15 protein-coding genes are annotated in these 19,929 nt (G+C 73.2%); 5 read left to right on the forward strand and 10 right to left on the reverse strand.

Features of this window, described 5'->3' with window-relative positions; translation table 11 throughout:
* Positions 1 to 304: 304 nt before the first annotated feature.
* A complete protein-coding gene (locus SNR22_RS16590; RefSeq protein ID WP_320067487.1) occupies positions 305 to 1,195 on the reverse strand; it encodes an alpha/beta hydrolase family protein in 891 nt (296 codons plus the stop codon).
* A gap of 156 nt (positions 1,196 to 1,351) precedes the next feature.
* Between SNR22_RS16590 and SNR22_RS16595 the strand changes: the two genes are divergently transcribed.
* On the forward strand, positions 1,352 to 1,531 hold the full coding sequence (locus SNR22_RS16595) for a hypothetical protein (protein ID WP_320067488.1): 180 nt from the start codon (positions 1,352 to 1,354) through the stop codon (positions 1,529 to 1,531).
* 34 nt (positions 1,532 to 1,565) lie between these two features.
* On the opposite strand, the gene SNR22_RS16600 is transcribed toward SNR22_RS16595, so the two are convergent.
* The 3 genes from SNR22_RS16600 to SNR22_RS16610 all read right to left on the reverse strand — a co-directional run bounded on the left by SNR22_RS16600 (position 1,566) and on the right by SNR22_RS16610 (position 5,687).
* Positions 1,566 to 2,699 carry an acetate kinase gene (locus SNR22_RS16600; protein WP_320067489.1) on the reverse strand — a complete coding sequence of 378 codons (1,134 nt, stop codon included), beginning with the start codon at positions 2,697 to 2,699 and terminating at the stop codon, positions 1,566 to 1,568.
* Complete coding sequence (gene pta, locus SNR22_RS16605) at positions 2,696 to 4,765, reverse strand: phosphate acetyltransferase (protein ID WP_320067490.1); 2,070 nt, start codon at positions 4,763 to 4,765, stop codon at positions 2,696 to 2,698. The genes SNR22_RS16600 and pta overlap by 4 nt, the downstream gene beginning before the upstream one ends.
* Positions 4,766 to 5,321: 556 nt before the next feature.
* The gene (locus tag SNR22_RS16610; protein WP_320067491.1) at positions 5,322 to 5,687 is read right to left on the reverse strand and encodes a GTPase; all 366 of its coding nucleotides are present in this window, start codon (positions 5,685 to 5,687) and stop codon (positions 5,322 to 5,324) included.
* 35 nt (positions 5,688 to 5,722) lie between these two features.
* Between SNR22_RS16610 and SNR22_RS16615 the strand changes: the two genes are divergently transcribed.
* A complete protein-coding gene (locus SNR22_RS16615; protein ID WP_320067492.1) occupies positions 5,723 to 7,924 on the forward strand; it encodes a bifunctional polysaccharide deacetylase/glycosyltransferase family 2 protein in 2,202 nt (733 codons plus the stop codon).
* Between the two features lie 24 nt (positions 7,925 to 7,948).
* On the opposite strand, the gene SNR22_RS16620 is transcribed toward SNR22_RS16615, so the two are convergent.
* From SNR22_RS16620 to SNR22_RS16645, 6 genes are all read right to left on the reverse strand, one after another.
* On the reverse strand, positions 7,949 to 8,992 hold the full coding sequence (locus SNR22_RS16620; protein WP_320067675.1) for a glycoside hydrolase family 6 protein: 1,044 nt from the start codon (positions 8,990 to 8,992) through the stop codon (positions 7,949 to 7,951).
* On the reverse strand, positions 8,956 to 9,135 hold the full coding sequence (locus SNR22_RS16625; protein ID WP_320067493.1) for a DUF6104 family protein: 180 nt from the start codon (positions 9,133 to 9,135) through the stop codon (positions 8,956 to 8,958). Before SNR22_RS16625 ends, SNR22_RS16620 begins: the two co-directional genes overlap by 37 nt.
* Positions 9,136 to 9,254: 119 nt before the next feature.
* Positions 9,255 to 12,983 (reverse strand): multifunctional oxoglutarate decarboxylase/oxoglutarate dehydrogenase thiamine pyrophosphate-binding subunit/dihydrolipoyllysine-residue succinyltransferase subunit, encoded by a 3,729-nt coding sequence (locus tag SNR22_RS16630; RefSeq protein WP_320067494.1) that lies wholly within the window; start codon positions 12,981 to 12,983, stop codon positions 9,255 to 9,257.
* Between the two features lie 288 nt (positions 12,984 to 13,271).
* The gene (locus SNR22_RS16635) at positions 13,272 to 14,096 is read right to left on the reverse strand and encodes an ABC transporter permease (protein ID WP_320067495.1); all 825 of its coding nucleotides are present in this window, start codon (positions 14,094 to 14,096) and stop codon (positions 13,272 to 13,274) included.
* On the reverse strand, positions 14,093 to 15,031 hold the full coding sequence (locus SNR22_RS16640) for an ABC transporter ATP-binding protein (RefSeq protein ID WP_320067496.1): 939 nt from the start codon (positions 15,029 to 15,031) through the stop codon (positions 14,093 to 14,095). Before SNR22_RS16640 ends, SNR22_RS16635 begins: the two co-directional genes overlap by 4 nt.
* Positions 15,032 to 15,214: 183 nt before the next feature.
* Positions 15,215 to 15,871, reverse strand: coding sequence for a hypothetical protein (locus SNR22_RS16645; protein ID WP_320067497.1), 657 nt, complete (start codon positions 15,869 to 15,871; stop codon positions 15,215 to 15,217).
* 174 nt (positions 15,872 to 16,045) lie between these two features.
* Here SNR22_RS16645 and SNR22_RS16650 point away from each other — a divergent pair, with 174 nt between their 5' ends.
* From SNR22_RS16650 to SNR22_RS16660, 3 genes are all read left to right on the forward strand, one after another.
* Entirely contained in the window at positions 16,046 to 16,747 is a 702-nt protein-coding gene (locus tag SNR22_RS16650) for a response regulator transcription factor (RefSeq protein WP_320067498.1), read from the forward strand.
* Positions 16,744 to 18,297 carry a sensor histidine kinase gene (locus tag SNR22_RS16655; RefSeq protein ID WP_320067499.1) on the forward strand — a complete coding sequence of 518 codons (1,554 nt, stop codon included), beginning with the start codon at positions 16,744 to 16,746 and terminating at the stop codon, positions 18,295 to 18,297. The genes SNR22_RS16650 and SNR22_RS16655 overlap by 4 nt, the downstream gene beginning before the upstream one ends.
* 62 nt (positions 18,298 to 18,359) lie before the next feature.
* Positions 18,360 to 19,910 (forward strand): S1C family serine protease, encoded by a 1,551-nt coding sequence (locus SNR22_RS16660; RefSeq protein WP_320067500.1) that lies wholly within the window; start codon positions 18,360 to 18,362, stop codon positions 19,908 to 19,910.
* The last annotated feature ends 19 nt before the right edge of the window (positions 19,911 to 19,929 follow it).

Raw genomic sequence — 19,929 nt, forward strand, 5'->3', positions numbered from 1 at the left:
CCGCGATCTTGCACTTGGGGCCCGCGAATCGCGCCTTTTGGCCCCAAATGTCGGGGCCACTACTGCAAGATCGCGGGTGCGGGTGCGGGTGCGGGGTGCGGGGTGCGGGGGTGCGGGGGTGCGGGGGTGCGGGGGTGCGGGGGTGCGGGGGTGCGGGGGTGCGGGGTGCGGGGTGCGGGGTGCGGGGGTGCGGGGTGCGGGGTGCGGGGTGCGGGGTGCGGGCGTGCGGGCGTGCGGGCGTGCGGGCGTGCGGGCGTGCGGGCGTGCGGGCGTGCGGTGGGGGGTGTGGGCCTGGGGGTGGGGGTTAGGGGGTGGGGAGGCGGGAGAGCCAGGTGGTGTGGGGGGAGGGGGCGGCTGGGGGGAGGCGGTGGAGGGTGGTGGGGTCGCCGTAGAGGGTCCAGCGGAGGAAGTCCGTGGTGGCGGCGAGGACCTCGGGGAAGCCGGGGCGGCCGGGGGTCAGGTACGCGCCGTGGTCCCCGGCGGTGACGGTGAGGAAGGCGGCCGGGCCGGGCGTGCGGGCGTACGCGGCCCGGCCGACGGTGACCGGCACCACCGGGTCGGCGTCGCCGTGCACGAACAGCACCGGCGCGGAGGGGCCGGCGAACGCGCCGGCCAGGCCGCCTCCGGCGATCACGATGCCCGCCCGGAGCCGGGGCGGGTGCCCCGAGGTGAGCATCCCGGAGGTGGTGAATCCGCCCGCCGAGTGCCCGGCCGCGGCGAACCGGGCGGTGTCCAGGTGGCCGGCGAACGGGTCGCCCCGCCGGGCGCCGAGGAGGACCAGGTGTCGGATCAGCCGCCAGCCGTCGGCCGGCTGGTTGCGCACGTCGGCCCGGCTGAACCGGGCGGCCCCGCGCCGGGTGTGCGGATACGCCGGTGCGGCCACCACGAAACCGGCGGCGGCCCACCGGGTGGTCAGCGGGGCGTGCAGCCCGGGGAGGCTGTCCAGCCCGTGGCTGAACACCACGACCGGGAAGCGCCCCCGGGCCACCCCGCCCGGGGCAGCCGGGTACCAGACGGTCACCGGCAGCGGGCGTGCGCCGGTGGGATCGAGGGTGAAGGTGCGCACCCCGACCGGGTACGCCCCCGTCGGGGCGGACCGGGCCGCCGAGGCGGTGCCGGGGGCGGCGGGGCTGGCCGTGCCGCAGCCGGCCAGCAGCGTCGCCATCAGCACGGCGAGCAGCCGTCGGACCTTCACGCCTCCACGGTAGGTGGCCCGGGGGTCGGCCCGGCCCCACCGTCCGGACCGGTCGGGAAGGCCACCCGGTGGGAGTGGCTCCGCCGATCCGGCGGTCCTGCGGCGCGTCGCCGGGGCGAACGGTGCGGGGTGGGCCGCCTTGGCTATGGTCAGGCCATGTCTGACAAGTACGTGGACCAGAGCGGCAACACCGAGCAGTTCCGTGCGTTCGCCGACGCTCCGGAGGTCGCCTCCGCGACCGGTCCGGCGGTGTCCCGGACGCCGCTGCTCTTCGGCGCTGCGGTCGTCGTCGTGGTGCTGCTGCTGGCCGTGGTCGCCTGGCTGGCCCTGAGTTAGACCTGGCTGGCCCTGACCTGACCGCACTCCCCGGTCAGGCGGCCGGGGTCACCCGGGTCGCTTCGATGACCGTGCGGGTCTCCCGGGCGATCTCGCGCTCCTCGTCGGTGCCGATCACGCAGACGGCGACCTCCGCGCCGTCCGGGGAGATCAACCGGTCGCCGCTGCCGGCGTTGCGTTCCGGGTCGACGGTGATGCCCAGCCGCTCCAGGCCGGCCAGCGCGGCGGCCCGCACCGCGGCGGCGTGCTCGCCCACCCCGGCGGTGAAGGTGACCGCGTCCACCCGCCCGAGCAGGGCGTAGTACGCCCCGACGTACCCGGTGATCCGGCGGCGGTAGACGTCGAAGGCGAGCACGGCGGCGGCGTCCCCCGCGTCGCGGCGGGCCAGCACCTCGCGCATGTCGTTGACCCCGGTCAGGCCGAGCAGGCCGCTGCGGTGGTTGAGCAGGTCATCGATGTCGTCCACGCTCATGCCGCCCTCGCGACGCAGGTGGAAGATGATCGTCGGGTCGAGGTCGCCGCTGCGGGTGCCCATCACCAGGCCCTCCAGCGGGGACATCCCCATCGAGGTGGCCACGCTTCGCCCGCCGGCCACGGCGCAGGCGCTCGCCCCGTTGCCCAGGTGCAGGGTGATGGTGTTCAGCTTCCCGTACGGCCGGCCCAGCAGCTCGGCGGTACGCCGGGAGACGTACGAGTGCGAGGTGCCGTGGAAGCCGTACCGGCGGATGTCGTACCGCGTGGCGGTGTCCCGGTCGATCGCGTACGTGGCGGCGGCCTCGGGCAGGGTGTGGTGGAACGCGGTGTCGAAGACGGCGACCTGCGGCACGCCGGGCAGCGCCTCGCGGGCGACCCGGATGCCGGCGAGGTTCGCCGGGTTGTGCAGCGGGGCGAGCGGGACGAGGCCCTCGATCGCCGCGAAGACCGGGTCGTCGACGAGCACCGGTTCGGTGAAGCGCCGCCCGCCGTGCACCACCCGGTGCCCGACGGCGGTGAGTCCGGCGAGGTCCAGCCGGTCGAGGATCTCCCGGACCGCCGTCTCGTGGTCGGCCGGGCCGCCGCCGGACTCGCCGATCCGCTCGACGGTGCCACGGCCGCGGACCTCTTCGCCGTCGTAGAGCCGGTACTTCACCGACGACGAACCACAGTTGAGGACCAGCACCCGACTCATGACGACTCCCCGGCGGCGGCCTGGATGGCGGTGATGGCGACGGTGTTGACGATGTCCGGGACGGTGGCCCCTCGGGACAGGTCGTTGACCGGGCGGCGCAGGCCCTGCATCACCGGGCCGACGGCCACCGCCCCGGCCGAGCGCTGCACCGCCTTGTAGGTGTTGTTGCCCGTGTTCAGGTCCGGGAAGATGAACACCGTGGCCTGCCCGGCGACGGCGCTGTCGGGCAGCTTGGTGGCCGCGACCCTCGGGTCGATCGCCGCGTCGTACTGGATCGGGCCCTCGACCAGCAGCTCCGGGCGACGCTCGCGGACCAGCCGGGTGGCCGCCGCGACCTTCTCCACGTCGGCGCCCGCCCCCGACGTCCCGGTCGAGTACGACAGCATCGCCACCCGTGGTTCGATGCCGAACCGGGCGGCGGTGTCGGCCGAGGAGAGGGCGATGTCGGCGAGCTGTGCGGCGTCCGGGTCGGGGTTGACGGCGCAGTCGCCGTACACCAGCACCCGGTCGGCTAGCAGCATGAAGAAGACGCTGGAGGCCACCGAGAGCCCCGGCACCGTCCGGATGATCTCGAAGGCGGGGCGGAGGGTGGCGGCGGTGGTGTGGGTGGCCCCGGAGACCATCCCGTCGGCGTGCCCGGTGTGCACCATCATCGTGCCGAAGTAGTTGGGCTGGGCCACCACGTCGTAGGCCAGGTCGAGCGTGACGCCCCGGTGGCTGCGCAGCTTCGCGTACGCCTCGGCGAACTCGTCGCGCCACTCGCTGGTGGCCGGGTCGAGCACGGCCGCGCCGGTGATGTCGATGCCGAGTTCCCGGGTGCGCCGGGCGACGTCGTCGGCGCGGCCGAGCAGGGTCAGGTCGGCCAGGCCCCGGTGCAGCAGGATCTCCGCGGCGCGCAGGATGCGCTCCTCGGTCCCCTCCGGCAGCACCAGGCGCCGACGGTTGGCCCGGGCGCGGTCGATCAGGTCGTACTCGAACATCAGCGGGGTGACCCGCTCGGAGCGGGTGACCCGCAGCCGGCGGGACAGGTCGTCGGTGTCGACGTTCGCCTCGAACGCGCCGAGGGCGGCCTCCACCTTGCGCGGGTTGGCGACGCTGGGCCGGCCCTCGATCCGGCTGGACGCGGCCACCGTGTCGTAGCTGTCGCTGGGCACCGACAGCACCGCGAGCCCGGTGTTCAGCGCCGCCACCAGCCGCATTGCCCGGGGGTCGGGTTGCTCACCGAGGGTGAGCACCAGCCCGGCGACGGAGACCTGGCCGGCGACGTGCGCGGCGCTCGCCGCCACCAGCAGGTCGGCCCGGTCGCCGGGGGTGATCACCAGCGCACCCTCGGTCAAATGGTCCAGCAGGGTCGGCACGTGCGCCGCGCCGACGACGTAGTCGAGCACGTCGCGGCCGAGCGCGGCATCGTCGCCGGCCAGCAGGGTCGCGCCGAGCGCCGCCGCCACCTCGGCCACCGTCGGCGCCGACACGGTCGGCACCTCCGGGATGGCGTACGTGGGGACGGGCAGGTCGGGCATCGTCATCGGCCCCGGCACCCGGTTGGCGATCACCGCCAGCACCGTCGCGCCCAGGTCCAACAGATCGTGGTACGCCCCGCGCGCCGCCGCCGCGATCGCCTCCGGGTCCTGCCCGAAGCCGTCGATGACCGGCACCACCACGCTGCCGAACTCGGTGGCCAGCCGGGCGTTGAAGGCCAGCTCGCGGGGGCCCGCGCCGTCCCCGCCGTCGGCGAAGTCGCTGCCCACCACGACCATCGCCGGGCAACGCCGCTCCACGTCCCGGTACCGCTCGACGAGCCGGGAGATCAACTCCTGCCGCCGGCCGTCGGCGACCAGCGCGCTCGCCTCCGCGTACGTCGTGCCGTGCAGGTCGGCCATCGGAAGGTCGATCCGGTAGCGCTCGGTGAGCAGGGCAAGGATCGGGTCGGGGCCGGAGCCAACGACCAGGGGTCGGAACGCGCCGATCCGCTCGACCTGTCGGGAAAGGAGTTCGGCGAGGCCGAGCGCGATGGTCGACTTCCCCCCGCCGGAACCCACACTGGTCAGATATACGCTCCGGGCCACGTCCCCACGCTACAAGATCGCCGTCGGTAGCGCCGCCTTCCCCCCGCCGGCCTGGGCGGGATCCTCGTCTCAATCGGGCCGCTGACCAGGGGTTTGGTGACCTCTCGCTCCTAGACTCGGCACTCGTGACCGACCGCCGTACCGCCGTCCCTTCCCCGTCCGAGCAGCCGACCGTGGTGCGGCCCCTGACGGACGGTCCGACCGTGGTGCGGCCCCTGACGGACGGTCCGACCGTGGTGCGGCCCCTGACGGACGGTCCGACCGTGGTGCGGCCCCTGACGGACGGTCCGACGGTGGTGCGGCCCCGCACGGACGGTCCGACGGTCGTACTCTCCGTGACGGAACCTCCGACGGTGGTACGGGCCTCGCCCGGCGACGCGACGGTCCCACTTGTGGTGACGGAGGGTCCGACGGTCGTCGTGCCGTCCGTCACCGACGTGCCGACGACCCTCCTGGCCGCGATTCCCGACCTGCCTCCGGTCTTCGTCGACCCGAGCGGGCGGCGCGGGACCCGGCTGCGGCGGATCGCATACGTCGTAGGACTGGCCGGGCTGGCCTACACCGCGCTGGTCGGGGTGAGCTTTGTCGGGGGGCCGGTGCGCCCGGAGAACGTGCTGCCCTTCGTCGAGTCGACGCAGCGCCCCTGGGAAGCGCCCGCCCCGCCGCCCGTCCAACCGGCAGCCCCGGCGACCGCGAAGCCCACCACGCCCGCCCCCGGCCCGACCCGCGCCACGGTGACCCGGAGCGCGCCGGCCGCCACGGCGTCGTCCCGGCCGTCGTCCCCGGCGGCCGGCACCGGCAGCCCCCGCCCCACCCGGAGTACTCCGCCGCCGGGCACCACCGCGCCTCCGGCGACCGCCCCGCCTCCGGCGACCGCCCCGCCCAGCACCGCGCCGCCCACGACCGTCCCGCCCTCGGCCATCGACCCGCCGGCGCTCCCGGAACCGGACGCATAGCGTGCGGACAGCAGCCAACCCGTCCACCGGTCGGCCCCCGCCGCGGGCCCGCCGTACCCGCCGGGTCCGCCGGCCCGCGCCGCCGCCGAGCTGGGCCCTGCTGGGCATCCTGCTCGTCGTCCTGGCCGGCGTGCTCTTCGTCGGGGCGTACGCGAACGCCGCCTTCGTTCCCGACCGCGCGCAGCACGACGACGGCCAGGACCGGGTGCCCACCGAGGTGGTCAACGGCGGCCCGATCATCAACGCCGCCGACGGCCAGCACCGCTCCTACCGGCTGCCCGCCCGCACCGTCGCGCTCACCTTCGACGACGGCCCCGACCCGAAGTGGACCCGCGAGGTGCTGCGGGTCCTCGACGCCCACCAGGTGAAGGGCACCTTCTTCGTGGTCGGGTCACAGGCCGCCCGGCACCCCGAACTGGTGCGGGATCTCATCGCCGACGGGCACGAGGTCGGCGTGCACACCTTCACCCATCCCGACCTGACCACGCTGCCCGGCTGGCGCCACCGGATGGAGTACGCCCAGACCCAGCTCGCGCTCGCCGGCGCGGCCGGGGTCCGGTCCTCGCTGATGCGCTTCCCGTACTCCTCGCACGCCGACGCGATCGACGACCGGGACTGGCCGCTGGTCACCGAGGCAGGCGCGCTGGGCTACCTCACCGTGCTCAACGACACCGACAGCCAGGACTGGGCGCTGCCCGGGGTGGACGCCACCGTCGCCAACGCCACGCCGGCCGGCTATTCGGGCGCGATCAGCCTGTGGCACGACGCCGGCGGGGACCGGGCCCAGACCGTCGCCGCCCTGGACCGCTTCATCCCGCTGATGAAGGAACGCGGCTACCGGTTCACCACCACGACCGAGGGGCTGAACCTGACACTGGCCGCAGCCGGGGTCGACCACCAGGTGACCGGGAACCCGGTCGCGTCCGGGGCGGACCGGTGGCGGGGCCGGATGCTGGTCTGGGCGGTGCAGGGCGCCGACCGTACGCTCACCGCCTTCGGCGTGCTCTTCGTGCTCGTCGGCGTGCTCACCGTCGGTCGCACCGTCCTGCTGCTCCTGCTCGCCGGGCGGCACGCCCGGCGCCGCCGGGCCCGGGACTGGTCCTGGGGGCCGCCGGTGACCGAGCCGGTGTCGGTGATCGTCCCCGCGTACAACGAGAAGGAGGGAATCGCCGCGGCGGTCCGGTCGCTGGCCACCGGCGACCATCGCGGGGGAATCGAGGTCATCGTGGTCGACGACGGCTCGACGGACGGGACCGCGGAGATCGCCGAGGGGCTCGGCCTGCCGAACGTCCGAGTCGTCCGCAAGCCCAACGGCGGCAAGCCGAGCGCGCTGAACACCGGCGTGGCGCTGGCCCGCCACGAGCTGCTCGTCATGGTCGACGGCGACACCGTCTTCGAGCCGGACGCCGTGCGCCGACTGGTCCAGCCGTTCGCCGACCCGCAGGTCGGCGCGGTCGCCGGCAACGTCAAGGTGGGCAACCGGGACAGCCTGATCGCCAAGTGGCAGCACATCGAGTATGTCATCGGGTTCAACCTCGACCGCCGCCTCTACGAGACCCTGCGGTGCATGTCGACGGTGCCCGGCGCGATCGGCGGGTTCCGCCGGCAGGCCCTCGTCTACGCGGGCGGGATGACCGACGACACCCTGGCCGAGGACACCGACATCACCATGGCCCTGGGCCGGGCCGGCTGGAAGGTGGTGTACGAGGAGAAGGCCCGGGCCTGGACCGAGGCGCCGGCGACGATGGGGCAGCTGTGGAAGCAGCGCTACCGGTGGAGCTACGGCACCATGCAGGCGATGTGGAAGCATCGCCGCTCGCTGCTCGACCGCGGCGCGTCCGGCCGGTTCAGCCGCCGCTGTCTGCTCTTCCTGAGCCTCTTCGGGGTGCTGCTGCCGCTGCTGGCACCGGTGATCGACCTGCTCGCCCTGTACGGCCTGTTCTTCCTCGACCGGACCGCGACGGTGGTGGCCTGGCTGGCCATGCTGGCGGTGCAGTTCCTCACCGCGGTGGTGGCGTTCCGGTTGGACCGGGAGAAGCTGGGCGTGCTCTGGGTGCTGCCGTTGCAGCAGTTCGTCTACCGGCAGCTGATGTATCTGGTGATGATCCAGGCGGTGGTCACCGCGCTGACCGGTGGCCGGCTGGGCTGGCAGAAGCTGCGCCGCACCGGCCTGCGCCCGACCGTCCGCGCCGGCAACGGCTGACGGGCCAGCGCCCGAGCGCCCGGGTCAGCGGGCTCGGCGGGCCAGGTCGAGGGCGTACTCGGGCCACCAGGTGCCGCTCGCCGGCTCGCCGGGGCGGCAGGCACCGTCGGACTCGCCCGGGTACTTGACCCAGAGCAGGGCGTCCACCCGGTCCGGGCCGGGGTCGGCCGCCGGCTCTTCGCCGAGCGCCCGGCCCGGCGGGTTGCACCAGCTCGGCGCGGCGTCCACGGTACGGCCCGGGTGTGGGCCGTTGCCGTTTCGGCTGGTGTCGACGACGAACCGGGTCGCCCCGCCGAGCGCGTCGGAGAGCCGGTGACCGTAGCGGACGCTCTCCTCGGTGCCGACGAAGTTCGCCACGTTCAGGGCGAAGCCGGCCGTGTCGGCGATCCCGGCCCGGCGCAGCGTCGCGGCGAGCCGGTCGACGTCGGTGATCCACCCGGGATGCCCGGCGTCGAGGTACACCCGGGTGCTGCCGGTGCTGGCCAGCACGGAGACCGCGTCCCGCAGCAACCCGAGCCGGCCGGCGACGTCGGCTACACAGCCGGCCACGGCGTCCGGGACCGCGCCGGGTTCGAGGATCACGGTGACCGGTCGGCCGGCCACCCCGGCCGCCAGGTCCCGGATCCAGCGCTGGTAGTCCGCCGCGTTCTCGGCACCGCCGGCGCCCTGCCGGGCGCAGTCGCGGCCCGGCACGTTCTGCACCACCAGCACCGGCGTCTGCCCGGCGACGGCCGCCGCCGTCAGGAAGGCGTCCACCTCGGCGCGGACCGCCGGGGTGCCGGTGAGCCACTTCGCGCTCGGGCGACCGGCGATCGCGCGCAGCGCCTCGGCGTCGGCGGTGCGCCCCTGCGCCGCCCAGCGGTCCGCCTGCGCGCCGGCCGGGTTCGCCGGGTCGACGTAGAAGACGGGGGGTAGGGCCGTCGGCGCGCCCCGGCCGTCGCCGTCCGGCCCGGCCCGGGGCGCGGGGTCGGCGCCGCAGCCGGCGAGCAGCAGCGCCAGGGCGGCACCGGCCGCCCCGGCCGCTCGGCGGCTCAGTCCTCGTCCTCGTCGTCGAGGCGGGCCAGCCAGGTGGCGAACCGCTCGATCGGCGTCTCGAACTCGGGGTTCAGGTCCACGAAGTCGCGCAGCCGCTGGCCGAGCCACTCAACGCTGACCGATTCCTCGCCCCGGCGCTCGACCAGTTCCTCGATCCCGCGGTCGGTGAAGTACATCCGTACGTCCTCATTCCTGGGCCCGGCCGGCGGCCGGGTCGGGTGGTCCGCCGAGACGACCGGGGCAGCGGCCCGTCGTGGTGACGGTCGCTGCCCCGGTGCGCGTCGGTGCGGTCAGGTCACGGGCGGGGCAGGGCCGCCTCGATGAGCGCCTTCTGCTCGACCTCGTGCGTCTTGGCCGAGCCCCCCGCCGGGGCGGCGGCGGCCGGGCGGGAGATGCGGCGCAGCCGGACCTCGCTCAGGTGCTCCAGCAGGTTGAGTGCGACGAAGCTCCACCCGCCCTGGTTGGCCGGCTCCTCCTGTACCCAGGCGTAGTCCTCGGCGTTCGGGTACTGCGCCAGAGCGGCCCGGATCTCCTCGACGGGCAGCGGGTAGAGCTGCTCCATCCGGATGATCGCGGTGTCGGTGACGCCCCGCTCGGCCTGGGCCTGGAACAGGTCGTAGTAGACCTTGCCCGAGCAGAGCAGCACCCGCTTCACCTGCTCCGGCGCGGCGACAGCGGTGTCGACCAGCACCGGCTGGAACGTGCCGGTGGTGAAGTCCTCCACCGAAGAGACGCAGAGCTTGTGCCGCAGCAGCGACTTCGGGGTGAACACCACCAGCGGCTTGCGCTTCGGCGACAGGGCCTGGCGACGCAGCAGGTGGAAGTAGCTCGCCGGGGTGGTCGGGATGGCCACCCGCATGTTGTCCTCGGCGCAGAGCTGGAGGAACCGCTCCGGGCGGCCGGAGGTGTGGTCCGGGCCCTGGCCCTCGTGGCCGTGCGGCAGCAGCAGGGTGACCGCGGAGCGCTGGCCCCACTTCACCTCGCCGGAGGAGATGAACTCGTCGATGACCGACTGGGCGCCGTTGACGAAGTCGCCGAACTGGGCCTCCCAGGCCACCAGCGCGTTGATGTTCTCCACCGAGTAGCCGTACTCGAAGCCCATCGCCGCGTACTCGCTGAGCAGGGAGTCGTGCGCGAAGAACCGGGACCGCTCGCCGTCGGCGGTGAGCGACTTCAGCGGCAGGTGGTCCTCGCCGGTCTTGGCGTCCACCACCGAGGCGTGTCGCTGCACGAACGTGCCGCGGCGGGAGTCCTGACCGGCGAGCCGGACGGTCACCCCGTCGTGCAGCAGCGCGCCGAAGGCGATGATCTCTCCGAAGCCCCAGTCGATGTTGCCCTCGACGGACATCTTGGCCCGCCGGTCGAGCAGTTGCTGGATCCGTTTGTGCGGAGTGAAGCCCTCCGGCAGGTTGACGTGCGCGTCGCCGACGGCCTTGACGACCTCGACGGTGGTGGCGGTCTCCACCTGCGGCTCCGGCTCGTCCTCGCGGCGCTGGCGGGCCGGCTGCTTCGGCGCGGAGGCGGCGTCCCGGGTTGCCTTGAAGACCCGCTCGAGCTGCGCCTGGTAGTCGCGCAGCAGTTCCTCCGCGTCCTCCACGGTGATGTCGCCCCGGCCGATCAGCTCCTCGGTGTAGAGCTTGCGGACCGAGCGCTTCGAGTCGATGATCTTGTACATCTGGGGGTTGGACATCGACGGGTCATCGCCCTCGTTGTGCCCGCGCCGGCGGTAGCAGACCATGTCGATCACGACGTCCTTGTTGAACGCCTGCCGGTATTCGAAAGCCAGCCGGGCGACCCGGACCACGGCCTCGGGGTCGTCGCCGTTGACGTGCAGGATCGGCGCCTCGATCATCCGGGCCACGTCGGTGCTGTAGAGGCTGGACCGGGAGTGCTCCGGGGCGGTGGTGAAGCCGACCTGGTTGTTGACCACCACGTGCACCGTGCCGCCGGTGCGGTAGCCCCGCAGCTGCGACAGGTTGAGCGTCTCGGCGACCACGCCCTGGCCGGCGAAGGCGGCGTCACCGTGCACCGCCAGCGGCAGCACCGTGTACCCCTCCAGCTTGAGGTCGATCCGGTCCTGCTTGGCCCGGACGATCCCCTCCAGCACCGGGTCCACGGCCTCCAGGTGCGACGGGTTCGCCACCACCGACACCTTGACCGCGTGCTCGCCGCCCGGAGCGGTGAACTTGCCGTTCTGGCCGAGGTGGTACTTCACGTCGCCCGAGCCCTGCGTGGAGCGCGGGTCGAGGTGCCCCTCGAACTCCGAGAAGATCTTCTCGTACGGCTTGCCGACGATGTTGGCCAGCACGTTGAGTCGGCCGCGATGGGCCATGCCGATGACGACCTCGTCGAGCCCCGCCTCGGCGGAGGACTCCAGCACCTCGCCGAGCAGCGGGATCAGCGACTCGCCGCCCTCCAGCGAGAAGCGCTTCTGGCCGACGTACTTGGTCTGCAGGAAGGTCTCGAACGCCTCGGCGGCGTTGAGCCGGTTGAGCACGTGCTTCTGCTCGTCCGAGGTGGGCTTCTCGTACCTGCGCTCGATCCGCTCCTGGATCCAGCGCCGCTCCTCCGGGTCCTGGATGTGCATGTACTCCACGCCGACGCGTCGGCAGTAGGAGTCGCGCAGGACGCCGAGGATGTTGCGCAGCTTCATCCGCTGTTTCCCGGCGAAGCCGTTGACCGGGAAGACCCGGTCAAGGTCCCACAGGGTCAGCCCGTGCTGGAGGACGTCCAGGTCCGGGTGCTTGCGGATCTTGAATTCCAGCGGGTCGGTGTCCGCCATCAGGTGGCCGCGCACCCGGTACGCGTGGATCAGCTCGTGCACCCGCGCGGTCTTGTTGATCTGGCCCTCGGAGTTGACGGCCACGTCCTGCATCCAGCGCACCGGCTCGTACGGGATGCGCAGCGAGGTGAAGATCTGGTCGTAGAAGCCGTGCTCGCCGAGGAGTAGTTCGTGCATGACCTTGAGGAACTCGCCGGACTGCGCGCCCTGGATGATCCGGTGGTCGTACGTGCTGGTCAGCGTGATGGTCTTGCTGACGGCCAGCTCGGCGAGGGTGGCCTCGCTCATTCCCTGGTACGGCGCCGGGTACTCCATGGCGCCGACGCCGATGATGGCGCTCTGCCCGGTCATCAGGCGCGGGATCGAGTGCACCGTGCCGATGCCGCCCGGGTTGGTCAGCGAAATCGTGGTGCCGGAGTAGTCGTCCATGGTCAACTCGTTGCGGCGGGCGCGTCGGACCACGTCCTCGTACGCCTGCCAGAACTGCCGGAAGTCCAACGTCTCGCAGCCCTTGATGGACGGGACCACCAGGTTGCGGCTGCCGTCGGGCTTGGCCAGGTCGATCGCGATGCCCAGGTTGACGTGCTCGGGGCGGAGCACCGCCGGCTTGCCGCCGACCTCGGCGAACGAGTTGTTCATCTCCGGGTGCTCGACCAGCGCCCGGACCATCGCGTACCCGATCAGGTGGGTGAAGCTGACCTTGCCACCGCGCCCGCGGGCGAGGTGGTTGTTGACCACGATGCGGTTGTCCACCAGCAGCTTGGCCGGGACGGCGCGCACGCTCGTCGCGGTCGGCACGCTAAGCGAGGCGTCCATGTTCTGGACGATCTTCGCGGCGACGCCGCGCAGCGGGGTGGTCTGCGGGCCTTCGCCGGCGGCCTTCGCCGGGGCGGCCTTCGCGGCGGGCTTCGCCGGCGCGGCCTTCGCGGGGGCCGGCTTCGCGGCGGGCTCCGCCTTCGGCGCGGGTGTCGGCGCGGCCTTCGCGGCCGGCTGGGCGACGGTGGCGGCGGCCGCCTGCTGCCCGGCCGGCTCCGGCGCGGCCTTCGTGGCCTTGGTGCCCGGCCCGTCCGGTCGTGCTGTGGCGGCGCCGGGCGCCGGTCGGTAGTCGGCGAAGAAGTCGTGCCAGGCCGAATCGACGCTGCTTGGGTCGGCGAGGTAGCGCTGGTACATCTCCTCGACGATCCACTCGTTCGGGCCGAAACCCGCCAGTGGGTTCTCCTGCGAAGTCTGCTGGGTCGACACGGCCGGTAATCGCCTCTTTCACGCGGGTTTGTGTGTCACGCGGTGTCCGCCACCGCCGGCGATGCGCGGCGGACGGGGGACGGCTCCCAGGCTACGCCGTAGGAATACGCTAAGCATTTCCGCCTCCGGCGGGTGGTCCGTTTCACAGAAGATGCCGAAGTTCGGTATCGACCGGGTGTCCCGTTGACTTCGGCCTCGAAGCCGGTCTGCCGGGTGCGGAAGAGGCCCGGCCCCGGCTGTGATCACCGATCACACCCGGGGCCGGTGCCCGCCCTTCGACGGCAGCGGTCAGGAGATGTCGCGCCGTCGCATGGTGAGGACGCCGATCACACCGGCGACCACGGCGTACGCGATCAGGACCGCCGCGCCGGCCCAGCGCGGCGGGCTGCCCGGGATCTCGGCCCCGGTGACCATCAGCGACGACGCCAGCGACGGCACCGCCACCTGGAGCTGGTTGATCCAGTCCCCGTACCTGGATGCCAGGACGGCGAGCACGGCGACGGCCCCGATCGAGCCGCCCAGGTAGAGCAGGATGCCGGTGACCGTGGCGCCGATCTGGCTGCGGATCAGCACCCCGATGCCGACGCCCAGCACCGACCAGAGCAGGTACGCCAACGCGTTGAGCCCGATCGCCTGCCAGATCGTGCCGCTGCCGAACTGGGTGCCCACGTCAACGCTGTTGAGGATCAGCACACCGAACACCAGGTTGAGCGCCGTGGTGACCAGCCAGAAGAGCATCGCGACCACGGCCGCGGCGACCAGCTTCGCCATCATCACCGTCGTGCGATGCGGCACCGTGAGGAACGTGGTGGTCACCGTCTGGTGGAAGAACTCGCTGGTCACCACGATGATGCCGAGCAACATCACGATGAGCAGCCCGAAGAACTGGCCGTTGGTGTAGAGGTTGGCGGCCAGGCTGTCGGCGGACTGCACGGCCTGGATCTGGTCGGCCTGGTCGGCCGGCACGTCGCCGAGGTTGCCGCTGGCCAGCGCGTCGGTCTGCAACCAGTTGAACAGCAGGGTGAGGCCCCACAGCGGCAGCGTGATGAGTCCGAAGATCCACCAGGTGCTGGTGGTGCGGATCTTGAGCAGCTCGGATCGGACGAGGTTCATCGGATGCCCGCCTTTCCGGCCGTCAGCTCCAGGAAGACCCGTTCCAGGTCGGGTCGCTCCGGGGTCAGTTCGTGCAGCTCCACCTTCGCGGCCAGGGCGGCCCTGCCGATCGCCGGGGCGTCCGCCCCGCTGACCAGCAGCACACCCTGCTCGTCGGTCTCCACGGTCGCGGACTGCTCGCGCAGCGCCGCCACCAGTTCCTCGGGCTGCGGGGTGCGCACCCGCACCCGGCCGCCCTGCGCCATCGAGCCGAGCACCTGCTCGACCGGGCCCTGCCGGATCAGCTTGCCGGCCGCGATGATCACCACGTCGTCGGCGAGCAGTTGCATCTCCGACAGCAGGTGGCTGGAGACCAGCACCGTGCGGCCCTCGTGGGCCAGGCCCTTGAGGAAGCCACGCATCCACCGGATGCCCTCGGGGTCGAGCCCGTTCGCCGGCTCGTCGAGGACCAGCAGCTGCGGGTCGCCGAGCATCGCGGCGGCGATGCCGAGGCGCTGCTTCATGCCCAGCGAGTAGCCCTTGAACTTGCGCTTGGCCGCCGGGGACAACCCGACCAGGGCCAGTACCTCGTCGGCCCGCTGCTTCGGCAGCCCGGCCGCCGCGCAGATCACCCGCAGGTGGTTGACGCCGGTGCGGCCCTTGTGCGCGCTGGACGCCTCCAGCACCGCGCCCACGTGGCGCAGCGGGTCGGTCAGGTCGGCGTACCGCTGACCGCCGATGGTGGCGCTGCCGCCGGTCGGGGTGACCAGGTTCAGCAGCATGCGCAGCGTGGTGGTCTTGCCGGCGCCGTTCGGGCCGAGGAAGCCGGTGACCCGCCCCGGTTCGACCGTGAACGACAGATTGTCGACCGCCCGGACGCTCTTGTACTGCTTCGTCAGGCCGGACACCACGATCTGACCGCTGCCGGTGGTGGGGCTTCGCTGCCCGTCAGACATCGTTCTCCTCCCGTGCGTGGCGCGTGGACGCGCCGACGTGTGCGGCGCTGTTGCGAGTGCGCCGTGGCACAGCCTGGCAAGACGGCGCAACCAGGTCAATCAGGCTCGGCCCCTACGCCCGTCTCCACCTCAGGCAGGAGGAGCCCTCCCCGGAGGTGGGACGGTCTGGTGCCGTCGGGTCGGTCAGGCCCCGTTGAGCGCGATCCAGGTGGCCCGGGCCCGGCCGAGCAGCCGGCCGTCGGGGCCGTACAGGCAGGTGCGTACCAGCGCCTTGCGCCCCTGCGTGTCGTCCGCCACGCCGGTCACCACGCACTCGTCGCCGGGGGCGGGTAGCGCGTGCACCACGGCGGCGATCCGGCCGAGCACGTACGGGCGGCCGGGGGCGATCACGGCCCAGCCACCGGGGCAGTCGAGCGCTGCCCAGACCGTCGCGGCGGTGACCTCGGCCGGGGCGGTGAAGGGCGCGGCCGTCCGCCCGTCCGGCAGCCGGCCTGGGAAGATCCGTAGCCCGTCGGCCCGGTCGGGGCCGCAGACGTAGCAGCCGGGAAAGGGGTGCTCCACCAGGCCGGGGTACGCCCCTGCGGCGGCCCGCGCCGCGTCGAGGTCCACCGATGGCACCGCGTCCGGCGCCTCCCCGGTCGGCCGCACCTGCGCGATCAGTCGGCCCCCGGGGTCGCGGACCTCCCCGCCGTGCACGGTCAGCGGGGTCTCCAGCGGGGGCGGCTGCCGCAGCGTCACCTCGACGGCCCCGTCGTGCCCGGAGGCGGCGGCGAAGACGCCGGCGCTCCAGCCGCCGTTGCCCGAACCGGGCGGCCCGTTGAACCTCGCCGGGATGATCATGGGTAACCTCCTCGGCCTACCCTTGCACGCTCGCCCGCGAGGGTGCGGGAAGGGCCCTCCCGACCCGTCCGGTGGGGCGACTTCCCGCCCACGGCCGTACCCCCACCGCTGTTCTCAGGGATTTTCCAGGAACCGTCCAGCGCGGGCGCAGCGACAGCGCGGATGATGGTCGGCATGGCCGCTACCCAGACCGAGGCGCGACTGCTCGTCGTCGAGGACGACCCCAACATCCTCGAACTGCTCACCGCGAGCCTCCGCTTCGCCGGCTTCGACGTGGCCACCGCGACCAGCGGGAGCGCCGCGCTGAGCGCCGCCAAAGACCACCGCCCCGACCTGGTGGTTCTCGACGTGATGCTGCCCGACCTCGACGGGTTCGAGGTCATCCGGATGCTCCGGGAGGGCGGCACCCGCACCCCGGTGGTCTTCCTGACCGCCCGGGACGCGACCGATGACAAGATCCGCGGGCTGACCCTGGGCGGCGACGACTACGTCACCAAGCCGTTCAGCCTGGAGGAGTTGACCGCCCGGATCCGGGCCGTGCTGCGCCGCACGGCCAGCGGCGCGCCGACCCCGTCCCGGCTCACCTTCGCCGACCTGGAGCTGGACGAGGAGACCCACGAGGTGCACCGGGCCGGGCAGCGGGTGCAGCTCTCGCCGACCGAGTTCAAGCTGCTGCGGTACCTGATGTTGAACGCCAACCGGGTGCTCTCCAAGGCGCAGATCCTCGACCACGTGTGGAACTACGACTTCCGCGGTGACGACAACATCGTCGAGTCGTACATCTCCTACCTGCGGCGCAAGGTCGACAACACCCAGCCCCGGCTGATCCACACCCTGCGCGGGGTGGGTTACGTCCTACGCAAGCCCGCGGCGTGAAATCCGTCGCGCAGGCGAAGGGGCGGCTGCGGAGCGTACCGCTGCGAGTGAAGCTGGTGGCGGCGGTGCTGACGCTGGTCGCCGCCGCGCTCGTGGTGATCAGCTCGCTGACCACCTTCTTCCTGCGTGACTACCTGGTCGCCCAGGTGGACGGCGAGCTGCACGCCTACGCCGACGACATCCAGACCTTCGTGGTGAGCCCGCGCGCCGTGGACCCGGCCATTCCCAGCGACTACCTGGTCGTGGCGCCCGACCTGACCACCGGCGTGATCGGAAAGATCTACGACACCTCCCGGTTCCGTATCGAAGACCTGCCGACCTGGCCGAGCGACGCGGAGGGCTTCGCCGCCCAGGTCGGCGAGGCACGGACGGTGCGGGCCCGGGACAGCACGATGCGCTGGCGGATCCTCTACACCGAGCTGCCGACCGGGCAGATGCTGGCCGTCGCGCAGAACCTCACCGACGTCGACCAGGCGGTCAAGCGGCTGGTCTGGATAGACCTCCTGGTCGGCGGGGCGGTGCTGATCCTGCTCGCCTCCATCGGCGCGGCGATCGTGCGGACCAGCCTCAAACCGCTGGTCGAGATAGAACGCACCGCCGGTGCTATCGCCGGCGGCGACCTGACCCAGCGGGTGCCCGACCCGGAGGAGGGGCAGGACTGTCCCACCTCCGAGCTGGGACGGCTGTCCCGGGCGCTGAACACCATGCTGGCGCAGATCGAGGCCGCGTTCACCGCCCGCGCCGCCTCGGAGATCGCCGCCCGGTCGGCCGAGGTCGGTGCCCGCGACGCGGCCGCCGCCGCTCAGGCCTCCGAGACCCGGGCCCGGCGCTCGGAGGAGCGGATGCGGCAGTTCGTCGCCGACGCCTCACACGAGCTGCGCACCCCGCTGACCACGATCCGCGGCTTCGCCGAGCTGTACCGGCAGGGGGCCGCCCGAGCCCCGGAGGAGACCGCGGGCCTGCTGCGCCGGATCGAGGACGAGGCCGCCCGGATGGGGCTGCTGGTGGAGGACCTGCTCCTGCTCGCCCGGCTGGACCGGGAGCGGCCGCTCTCGCTCGCCCCGGTGGAGCTGCCGCTGCTGGCCGGCGACGCCATGCAGGCGGCCCGGGTGGTGGCCCCGGACCGGCGGATCGAGCTGGAGGTCGAGCCCGGCTCCGGGCAGCTGGTGGTGCTCGGCGACGACGCCCGACTGCGCCAGGTGATCGGCAACCTGATGACCAACGCGCTCACCCACACCCCGCCGGATGCCTCGGTGACCCTTCGGCTGCGGACCGAACCGGGCAACCTGGCGGTGGTGGAGGTGGCGGACACCGGCCCGGGGCTCTCCCCGGAGCAGGCCGAGCGGGTCTTCGAGCGCTTCTACCGGACCGACGCCGCCCGTAGCCGCCGGGCCGGCGGGGTTACCGGGACCGGACTGGGTCTGGCGATCGTGGCGGCGCTGGTGGCCGCCCACCACGGCAGCGTCGAGGCGGTCGAGACCCCCAGCGGGGGAGCGACCTTCCGGGTCCGGCTGCCCCTGCTGCCGGACATCGACGATCCGGGCGAGTGACTTTCAGGAAACTTCCAGGCTGGATCCAGGATGGTCGCAGTGGCAGGAGAGAGGGTGGACACATGACCGAGTACGAGACCGACCCGCAGCGGCGGCCGGCGCACTCCGACGCCGAGCCGTCGTACCCCACCGCCGACCCGTCCCGCGTCGAGTCCGGACAGTCCGACTCCCCGCCCGTCGCGCCCCACGCTCCGGCCCCGTCGACCGCCCCGGGCGCTGTACCCGCAGCCCCGGCCTCCGGCCCGCAGCCGCCCGCCGGATACGGCCCGGAGGCCGGGTACGGCCCGCCGCCCGTCACCCCGTCCGCGCCGCCCGTCGGGTACGGCCCGCCGCCCGTCACCCCGTCCGCGCCGCCCTACCCGGTGTCGGGGCAGCCGCAGCCGGCCGGGCAGTACCCGAACAGCCCCTGGCAGCCCGGGCAGCAGTCCGGCTGGGCCGCGGGGGGCCAGCACGGGCCGGCGACCCCCGGGTACCCCCCACCCGCGGGAGGGCCTGCGTACCCGGGCGGGCCGGTGCCGCCGCAGGACCCCGCCCAGCCGGTGCCGCCCTGGGCGCAGGCCCCGAAGCCGAGCCGGGTCGCCAAGCTGGCCGGCGCGGGCGTCGCGGTGTTCGCGCTGATGCTCGGCTCCGGCGTCGCGGGCGGCGCGCTCGCGCTCGCCGTGGACGGCGACTCGGGCGGCATCACCCGCACCTACTCCGCCGCCCCGGTGATCAACAGCGCCGATCTGCCGAAGATCGCCGCCGCCGTCCAGGACAGCGTGGTCTCGATCACCACCGGCAGCGGCGAGGGCTCCGGCGTCATCCTCAGCGATGACGGCTACGCGCTCACCAACAACCACGTGGTGGCCTCCGCCGACGGCGGAACGGTGCGGGTGCGATTCGCCGACGGCAAGTCCGCCGAGGCGAAGATCATCGGCACCGACCCGAAGACCGACCTGGCCGTGGTGAAGGCCAGCGGGGTCAGCGGGCTCAAGGCCGCGAAGTTCGGCGACAGCGACGCGATGCAGGTCGGCGACCAGGTCCTCGCCCTGGGCAGCCCGCTGGGCCTGCAGGGCTCGGTGACCTCCGGCATCGTCAGCGCCCGGGACCGCACCATCCAGGCCGGCGAGAGCCAGCGGGAGGCCCCGCAGCAGGGGGTCAGCTCGATCGCCGGGCTGCTCCAGACCGACGCCCCGATCAACCCGGGCAACTCCGGCGGCGCACTGGTCAACACCCGGGGCGAGGTGATCGGCATCAACACCGCCATCGCCACCTCCGGGCAGAGCACCGGCAACATCGGCGTCGGTTTCGCCATCCCGAGCAACAAGGCCAAGGACGTCGCCGGCAAGCTCCAGCGGGGCGAGAAGGTCAGCCACCCCTCGCTCGGGGTGAGCGTGAGCCCGGCCGAGGACGGTGGCGCGGTGGTCGCGACCGTCACCCCGGGGAGCGCCGCCGAGAAGTCCGGACTCCAGCGGGGCGACGTGATCACCAAGTTCGGCGACACGTTGGTCAACGACTCCAACGACCTGGTCGGCGCCGTACAGGCCGGCAAGGTGGGCGACCGGGTCGAGGTGCAGTACCAGCGCAACGGATCGGCGGCGACGGCGACCGTGACGCTCTCCGAGACGTCGTAACACCACAACAGGCCTGCCT

Origin of the sequence: Micromonospora sp. RTGN7 (assembly GCF_033804645.1) — a bacterium.
Classification (GTDB): domain Bacteria; phylum Actinomycetota; class Actinomycetes; order Mycobacteriales; family Micromonosporaceae; genus Micromonospora.

Bases quoted from the DNA above. Each gene is read 5' to 3' on its own strand.
- SNR22_RS16595 (WP_320067488.1), top strand. From the start codon at position 1,352: ATGTCTGACAAGTACGTGGACCAGAGCGGCAACACCGAGCAGTTCCGT.
- SNR22_RS16610 (WP_320067491.1), bottom strand. From the start codon at position 5,687: ATGGCCGAGGGCGGGACGGTCGTGGGCGGCGCGGTGCTGGGCGGGGCG.
- SNR22_RS16635 (WP_320067495.1), bottom strand. From the start codon at position 14,096: ATGAACCTCGTCCGATCCGAGCTGCTCAAGATCCGCACCACCAGCACC.
- SNR22_RS16640 (WP_320067496.1), bottom strand. From the start codon at position 15,031: ATGTCTGACGGGCAGCGAAGCCCCACCACCGGCAGCGGTCAGATCGTG.
- SNR22_RS16650 (WP_320067498.1), top strand. From the start codon at position 16,046: ATGGCCGCTACCCAGACCGAGGCGCGACTGCTCGTCGTCGAGGACGAC.
- SNR22_RS16660 (WP_320067500.1), top strand. From the start codon at position 18,360: ATGACCGAGTACGAGACCGACCCGCAGCGGCGGCCGGCGCACTCCGAC.
- SNR22_RS16600 (WP_320067489.1), bottom strand. From the start codon at position 2,699: ATGAGTCGGGTGCTGGTCCTCAACTGTGGTTCGTCGTCGGTGAAGTAC.
- SNR22_RS16645 (WP_320067497.1), bottom strand. From the start codon at position 15,871: ATGATCATCCCGGCGAGGTTCAACGGGCCGCCCGGTTCGGGCAACGGC.
- SNR22_RS16625 (WP_320067493.1), bottom strand. From the start codon at position 9,135: ATGTACTTCACCGACCGCGGGATCGAGGAACTGGTCGAGCGCCGGGGC.